The organism is Persicitalea sp. (assembly GCF_041751555.1).
Lineage (GTDB): Bacteria > Bacteroidota > Bacteroidia > Cytophagales > Spirosomataceae > Persicitalea.
Genome location: NZ_JBGSXF010000236.1, coordinates 1 through 6247, shown reverse-complemented (window position 1 = coordinate 6247; position 6247 = coordinate 1). Strand labels below are relative to the sequence as shown.

The 6247-nt window shown below is 50.4% G+C and carries 7 protein-coding genes; all 7 read right to left on the bottom strand.

Annotated elements, in window-relative coordinates; genetic code table 11:
- The coding region (locus ACEW8P_RS08500) for an FAD-dependent oxidoreductase (protein WP_373512657.1) at window positions 1–678 on the bottom strand (678 nt) is incomplete at its 3' end.
- 101 nt (window positions 679–779) lie between these two features.
- Complete coding sequence (locus tag ACEW8P_RS08495; protein WP_373512656.1) at window positions 780–1244, bottom strand: hypothetical protein; 465 nt, start codon at window positions 1242–1244, stop codon at window positions 780–782.
- 67 nt (window positions 1245–1311) lie between these two features.
- Entirely contained in the window at window positions 1312–2307 is a 996-nt protein-coding gene (gene nadA / locus ACEW8P_RS08490; protein WP_373512655.1) for a quinolinate synthase NadA, read from the bottom strand.
- 163 nt (window positions 2308–2470) lie between these two features.
- Complete coding sequence (locus tag ACEW8P_RS08485) at window positions 2471–3892, bottom strand: inorganic phosphate transporter (protein WP_373512654.1); 1422 nt, start codon at window positions 3890–3892, stop codon at window positions 2471–2473.
- Between the two features lie 96 nt (window positions 3893–3988).
- Entirely contained in the window at window positions 3989–5029 is a 1041-nt protein-coding gene (gene rlmN, locus ACEW8P_RS08480; protein WP_373512653.1) for a 23S rRNA (adenine(2503)-C(2))-methyltransferase RlmN, read from the bottom strand.
- A 28-nt stretch (window positions 5030–5057) separates the two neighbouring features.
- Complete coding sequence (locus tag ACEW8P_RS08475) at window positions 5058–5603, bottom strand: CvpA family protein (RefSeq protein ID WP_373512652.1); 546 nt, start codon at window positions 5601–5603, stop codon at window positions 5058–5060.
- Window positions 5600–6052, bottom strand: coding sequence for a GatB/YqeY domain-containing protein (locus ACEW8P_RS08470; RefSeq protein WP_373512651.1), 453 nt, complete (start codon window positions 6050–6052; stop codon window positions 5600–5602). The genes ACEW8P_RS08475 and ACEW8P_RS08470 overlap by 4 nt, the downstream gene beginning before the upstream one ends.
- Window positions 6053–6247 lie beyond the last annotated feature (195 nt).

Genomic DNA, 6247 nt, shown 5'->3' with positions numbered 1-6247 from the left:
GCCGTCGCCCGTGGCGATGGTGGGGTTGGTGGTACTTTGGTAAATATTCCCAACGCCTCCCGTGGCGACCAGGGTAGTTTTGGCCAAAAACTTCTCTACCTGACTGGTCTTTAAGTTTAGCACATAAGCACCGTAACACTCGATGTCCTCGCGGTAGCGATAGACAGTTTCTCCCAGATGGTGCTGCGTGATAAATTCAACGGCGTAGAAATGTGTAAAAAGCTGGATATTCTTATGTCGTTTCACCTCTTCAAGTAGCGCGCGCTCGATCTCGTAGCCCGTGTTATCCTTGAAATGCAAGATGCGGTGGTCCGAGTGACCGCCTTCTTTGGCAAGGTCGTAATCGCCGTCTTCCTCCTTATCGAAACGCGTGCCGTAGTCGATCAATTCTTGAATACGGTCGGGGCCTTCCTCTACCACCATCTCGACGATCTCGCGCTTATTTATACCGTCGCCCGCATCCATCGTGTCCTCGATATGCTTCTCGAACGAATCGGATTCGGCCCAGACAGCCGCAATGCCGCCCTGTGCATACTTGGTATTGGTTTCGTCGGCCCGTACCTTGGTGATAACGGCGATGGAAACTTCCTCCTTTCCCTCGAAATGCCGTGCCAGTTTGGCCGCGTAACTAAGTCCCGCAATCCCGGAACCGATGACAAGAAAATCGAATTGAGACATAAATTAATTTTGAATGATAGAATGAGTGAATGATAGAATAAATTCAATCAGACAAAATTTGTGCATATCTACGCAGGGACAATATTCACTCATTCTATCATTCACTCATTCAAAATTGAATACCGCAAAGTCAGCTTCGTTACCCTTGGCGGGTCGTAAACTGTGCTGCGGGTTTCCATTTCAAAAGTATCTTCATAGACGTTGCGCGGGTAAATGTTCCAGCCACCCGTTCCGGTGGCGGAGTCGCGCAGGGCGATGACTTTCGTTGGCACATATACTTTCCACTGGTAGTGCTGCGTGGTGTCGTCGCCTACGAAGTGGCCTTCAAAACTACCATCTTCTTTAAAACTGACCCAATCCATGTGGCGGTCAAATCTAGCACCGCTAATGTGCGGAATATGTTCGCCATTTTTTAAGATAGGTACTTCATCCATCGCAATTTGTTCGAGCTGCCATTTGTCGGCAGCCAAGAGGCATGCTTTGGCTTCCCAAACGTCATCAGCGGGACGATGACAAGCAATTAAGGTTGTTATTATTCCAAAAAACAGCGAGGCCTTAAGTTTCATTCTAGCTGCTCCTGACTTTACTTTCACGGGCAAGATAGCGATGCGTCGCCCCGGTAGTGCCACACTTTTATATCCCTTTGCTCAGTTCCAGCATTCTTGCCACTGACTCGTAAGCCTTCACACGGATTTCTTCTGGAACGATGATTTCGGGTTGCTCGTAATAGAGTGCATTGTACACCTTTTCAAGCGTGTTCATTTTCATATAAGGGCATTCCGAGCAAGCGCAGGTGTTATTGTCGGTGGCCGGGGCGGGTAAAAGCTTTTTGTGCGGCACCGACTGCTTCATCTTATGCAGAATACCTGCTTCGGTGGCGACAATGAATTTTTCAGCGTCGTTTTCCTGCACAAATTTCAACAGCCCCGTCGTTGAGCTCACGAAGTCGGCTTGCATGAGGACATCCTCCTTGCACTCAGGATGCGCGATGAGCAGCGCATCGGGATTGTCTTCCCGGAGCTTTTGAAGTTTTTCGCGCGAGATGTCAATGTGGACGATGCAGGCTCCATCCCAAAGTACCATATCGCGGCCCGTTTTCTTGGCTACGTAACGCCCCAAGTTGGCATCAGGAGCGAAGATGATTTTCTGATCTTTGGGCAAGCTATTCACGATGTGCAGCGCATTGGACGAAGTACACACAATGTCCGTCAGCGCCTTTATTTCGGCTGAACAATTGATGTAGCTAATCACGATGTGGTCGGGGTGTCGCGCCTTGAATTCGGCAAACTTGTCGGCGGGGGCGGAGTCGGCCAGCGAGCAGCCCGCGTTTAGGTCGGGGATGACGACCTTTTTTTCGGGGCTAAGTACCTTGGCGGTTTCTCCCATGAAATGTACGCCGCAAAAAACGATCATATCGGCTTCGGTGGCGGCGGCTTGCTGCGAAAGACCAAGGCTGTCGCCGATGTAATCTGCCAGATCCTGGATAGCTCCGTCCACGTAGTAGTGCGCCAGAATCACGGCGTTTTTCTCCTTTTTCAGGCGGTTTATCTCTGCAATTAAATCTATGTCGTCGGCTATGGCTTCGTTTACGTAGCCATAGCGCGCGACTTGTTCAAGAATATCGGTCATCGTTCGGTTGGTTCAATAATCACTCTTTCATCGCTTAAAACGCTCTAAGGTACAAATAATCCCAAAATCCTGGCGAAAGTGGTACAAAAAGAGAAAGCCGCCTTTTTCCCTTATGACAAGAGAAAGGCGGAGGAGGGTTTCAGGGAATAATTTTGCTTAAAAATCAGAAAACCCAGCGGAAGAAGTAATACAGTGTAGCGGACAAAGTCATCGTTACGGGCAGCGTCAATATCCAGGCAATGGCGATATTTCGCACCGTGCCGCCCTGCAAATTCTTAATGCCCTTGTTAGCAACCATTGTCCCCGCAATACCCGACGAAAGTACATGCGTGGTGCTCACGGGCAGTCCCAGCCACGAAGATGCGCCAATAGTACTTGCCGCCACCAATTCCGCCGAGGCACCCTGCGCGTAGGTCAGGTGCTGCTTACCGATTTTCTCACCAATGGTGACCACGATACGCTTCCAGCCCACCATTGTTCCCAAGCCCAGCGACAGCGAAATCATCAAAACTACCCAATCGGGGGCGTAGTCGGTAAATCGTCGAATGCCCGTATTTTCACTGATCTGGGTTTTGAGTACATCGGCGTCAGCCAGGCTAATATTGACATTTTTACTATCGAGCAAATCCTTAACGTTGCGGTCGATGAGCAGGATTGAGCGGCGCGCGTTGAGACGCTTGCCCTGAGGAAATACATTTCCCTCCAGCGGCTTGCTGAGCTGATCTTGCAGGGAAGCGATTTCGCGCTTGGTTTCGGCTAACTCGGTCTGGTTCAAGGGGGACAGAACGTTAGAATCTACCTTGTTTATCACAGTTTCGATTTGGGCGATATTACCTCGCATTAGCGTAGGATCGAGGTCATTATTCAGCGCAAAGTAAGCCGGAGTAATCCCGATGAGAATCAACATAATCAGTCCCACACCCTTCTGCCCGTCATTGGATCCGTGGAAAAAACTCACCAAGGTACAAGTTGTAATCAGAATCGCACGAATCCAGGGCGGCGGCGGTTGGTTTTTCTTAGGTTCACTAAAAACCAGTTTCTGCAAAGGCTTATCCAGAGTCTTCCGCAAAATAAACATCAGTACTACCGCCAGCGAAAATCCGAAGAGTGGCGAAGCCAGCAGCGATATGAATATATCGACTGCCTTGGAAGTGTTGACACCTGTCCCGCGTGTGTTTTCCGGCATAAAGGTAAAAGCCAGCCCCACGCCCAAGATGGAACCGATCAGCGTGTGTGAACTGGAACTCGGCAAGCCAAAGTACCAGGTACCCAAGTTCCAGATGATAGCGCTGAACAGCAGCGCCAGCACCATCGCTATACTGTGATAAACGTTTTGGTCAATGAGCAATTCCGTGGGTAGTAAATTCAAAATCCCCATCGCCACGGCGATGCCGCCAAAGAATACGCCCAGAAAATTGCAGAAGCCTGACCACACTACCGCAGTGTTGGGTTTGAGAGCATTGGTATAGATGACGGTTGCCACGGCGTTGGCCGTATCGTGAAATCCGTTGACAAATTCAAAAGCGCAGGCGGCAAAAAGGCAAAACGCCAGGAGGAGAAAAATGTCGGTCTCTAAACCAAACATATGGCAGGGGGTGAGTAAGTGCAAATCAGCCTTTTGACTGACCGTAAATGCCGCAAAAGTAGGGAAAGTTTATGGGGATGGAATGTTAAGAAATTGTTAACCCTTATTCGCCAACTGCCCACAAGCAGCATCGATATCCTTTCCTCTACTACGCCTCACACTAACGGTAACGCCGCGATTTTCGAGGTAGGCAGCGAAACGATCGAGTTTGTCAGCTTCGGTGTTGCGAAAATCGGCTTCGGCGATGGGATTGTACTCGATGATGTTGACGCGAGCCGGAACGCGCTTGGTGAATTCCCAGAGGTCTTTTGCGTCGTCGAGCGAGTCGTTGAATTTATTGAAAACGATGTACTCGAAAGTAATGCGATTGCCGGTTTTTTTATAAAAATAATTGAGTGCCTCGGCCAGATTGTCCAATGAGTTGGACTCGTTGATGGGCATAATGCGATTGCGCTTCTCGTCATTGGCGGCGTGGAGGGAAAGCGCAAGGCGAAAGCGCACCTCGTCGTCACCCAGTTTTTTGATCATCTTGGCGATGCCCGCCGTCGATACCGTGATGCGCTTCGGCGACATACCCAAGCCCAGTGGCGAGGTGATGTGTTCAATGGATTGCAACACGTTGGCGTAGTTGAGCAGCGGCTCGCCCATGCCCATGTACACAATGTTGGTCAGCGGTGCCTGAAACTTGCGCTCCGCTTGCCGCGCGATCTCAACTACCTGATCGTAAATCTCGCCTGCTTCCAGGTTGCGTTTGCGATCCATGTAGCCCGTCGCGCAAAAAGTACAGCTCAACGAACAACCTACTTGACTGCTCACGCAAGCCGTCATCCGATCAGTGGCCGGAATCAACACGCCCTCCACCAAATGCGCATCGTGCAGCCGGAAGGCCGACTTGACGGTGCCGTCGTTACTATGCTGCTGGTTATCGGTTGAAAGGGCATTAATGGCAAAGTGTTGATCTACCAATTCCCGCAGCGGTAGCGACAAACTGGTCATCTCAGCAAAGGAACGCGCTGATTTCTTCCACAGCCATTCGTGGATTTGCTTCGCCCGAAAGCCTTGTTCGCCGCGCTCAGCCAGCCAGGTTTTTAGCTGATCGAGAGAAAGTTTTCGTATGTCAGTTTTAGTGTCTTTCATTATTTTCTCGCCGGAACGGCCCTCGTGGTTATTCTATAATGTCCCCGTCTAAATACTCTCGCTTCCAATCGCGGATCAACTCACTGCCGGCGGGCAACCATTCGACGGCTCTGGTAATAACCACGGGTGCTACGGGAACTATGTAAGGATAGATATAAGTCCCCTCGACGCGGTGCGGGGGAATATCGACGCCCATCGTACTGAGCAACCAAAAGAAAACGCTCGCTCCGAACACCCAGGTAAATAGACCTACCGCCGCGCCCGCCAGGCTATCGAAAGTACCCAGTAGCGAGTACTTTAAGGATCGGCGAATGGAATAGCCAAATTGATTGAGCAAAAAAACGGTTGGAAAAAAAATCACAGAAAAGCCGATGAATGGCAAAACCCGCCGCGCCATAGTATGTCCCACATGCGGTTCAAGTATCTCCATCCCCAGCCCCAGGAACTTGAATCCCACGATCATCGCCACCACAAAAGCCACCACGCCTACGATCTCCACGAGCAAACCTTTGCGATATCCGTTTACTGCTCCCCATAAAAGAGGAATAATTAACAAGAGATCGAGCAGCTTCACTTTGCCAACAAACTCCGAACCAACCCAGCTACCACCTTCCCATCGGCCTGTCCAGCCAATTCCTTGGTTGCCACGCCCATGACCTTACCCATATCCGCCGGACTCGAAGCGCCGACTTGCGCGATGATTGTTTCCAGTTTGGTTTTAATCTCTTCCTCGCTCAACTGCCGGGGCATGTACTCTTCGATAAATACCAACTCGGCCTCTTCCTTGGCGGCCAAATCTTCTCGGTTCTGGGCGTGGAAAATCTCCGCTGCCTCTCGGCGCTGCTTGGCGGCCTTGGTGAGGATCTTCAACTCGTCATCTTCCGACAAATCGCCAGTGCTATTACCGCTGGTTTCTTCCAAAAGAATCAGCGACTTGACCGCCCGCAGAGCGCGCAATTTGTCCTGATCCTTCGCCCGCATGGCGTCTTTGATATCTGATTCGACTTTGCTTTTTAATGACATAATTGTGGTACGGCCGGGGCGACGCATCGCCGGACAGCCCGTATTTTGATGAAAGATGTTAAAATTCAAGTAAAAATGCCTTGACAATACCGCCTAGAACATTTTCCAAACAACTCACGTTCGATACCCGTAACTTTGCCACAAAGGTACAAATACCCCACTACCTTCCCTAGACCAGAAATCCATGACCCGCCT

What these genes read in the sequence shown, in the direction of transcription:
- ACEW8P_RS08495 (WP_373512656.1), bottom strand. Translation starts at nt 1,244, where the DNA reads ATGAAACTTAAGGCCTCGCTGTTTTTTGGAATAATAACAACCTTAATT.
- nadA (WP_373512655.1), bottom strand. Translation starts at nt 2,307, where the DNA reads ATGACCGATATTCTTGAACAAGTCGCGCGCTATGGCTACGTAAACGAA.
- ACEW8P_RS08485 (WP_373512654.1), bottom strand. Translation starts at nt 3,892, where the DNA reads ATGTTTGGTTTAGAGACCGACATTTTTCTCCTCCTGGCGTTTTGCCTT.
- rlmN (WP_373512653.1), bottom strand. Translation starts at nt 5,029, where the DNA reads ATGAAAGACACTAAAACTGACATACGAAAACTTTCTCTCGATCAGCTA.
- ACEW8P_RS08470 (WP_373512651.1), bottom strand. Translation starts at nt 6,052, where the DNA reads ATGTCATTAAAAAGCAAAGTCGAATCAGATATCAAAGACGCCATGCGG.